The sequence below is a fragment of the Glycomyces salinus genome (assembly GCF_016428645.1).
GTDB classification, from domain to species: domain Bacteria; phylum Actinomycetota; class Actinomycetes; order Mycobacteriales; family Micromonosporaceae; genus Glycomyces; species Glycomyces salinus.
The window spans coordinates 1-919 of sequence record NZ_JAELXW010000177.1; the positions used below are offsets into that span (position 1 = coordinate 1).

At 68.8% G+C, this 919-nt stretch carries 1 protein-coding gene and 1 pseudogene; one reads left to right on the forward strand and one right to left on the reverse strand.

Features of this window, described 5'->3' with window-relative positions; genetic code table 11:
- Positions 1-79 precede the first annotated feature (79 nt).
- Positions 80-601, forward strand: a pseudogene (locus JFB92_RS27155) (family 43 glycosylhydrolase); the annotation flags it as partial.
- 70 nt (positions 602-671) lie between these two features.
- Here JFB92_RS27155 and JFB92_RS24910 read toward each other — a convergent pair.
- Positions 672-919, reverse strand: a 248-nt coding sequence (locus JFB92_RS24910) for a ricin-type beta-trefoil lectin domain protein (RefSeq protein ID WP_199044644.1), incomplete at its 5' end; no start/stop codon positions are given.

Below are 919 nucleotides of genomic sequence, written 5' to 3' on the forward strand. Positions count from 1 at the left end.
GAAACGCCAACCAGCAGTTCAACCTCCAACGCACCTGACACCCGGCCTCCCACGACCGCCCCCGAGAGGAGCAACGACGATGAGACGTCAACCGCGCGCCGGATCCGTGTTCCGGCGCGTCCTCGCCGCGGCCGTAACGCTGATATTCGCCCTGGCGCTGGCCCCGGCGACGGCGAAGGCCGACAACCCGATCATCCAGACCGTCTACACCGCCGACCCGGCAACGCTGGTGCACGACGGTCGCATCTACCTCTACACCAGCCACGACGAGGACTGAGCGACCTGGTTCGAGATGGAGGACTGGCGGGTCTGGTCCTCCGACGACATGGTGAACTGGACCGACCACGGCTCCCCCATGGGCCTCGACACCTTCGAATGGGCGAGGCAGGACGCGTGGGCCGGCCAGGCCGTCGAGCGCAACGGCAAGTTCTACTGGTACGTCCCGGTCGTCAACGACGCGACCGGCCGGATGGCGATCGGCGTCGGCGTCGCGGACAGCCCCACCGGGCCGTTCGAGGACGCCCTCGGGCATCCGCTGGTCGAGAACGGCGAGATAGACCCCTCCGTCTTCATCGACGACGACGGGCAGGCCTATCTCTACTGACGACCGGGTGGCCCGTACGGGCCACCCGGTCGTCGCGTGAACCGCGGTCAGGCCGCGGTCGTACGGATCACTGGAGGTTCCAGCGTTGGTTGTCGCCGCCGTGGCAGGACCAGAGCTGGACCAGGGCGCCGTTGGCCGTGGAGGCCCCCGACACGTCCAGGCACAAGCCCGAAGCGGCACTGGTGATCGAGCCGTCCGAGCCCACGTTCCACTGCTGGTTCGACCCGCCGTGGCAGTCCCAGACGATCACCGCCGTCCCATCCGAGGTGCCCCCGCCCTCGGCGTCCAGGCACTTGCGCGAACCGCCGGAGTAGA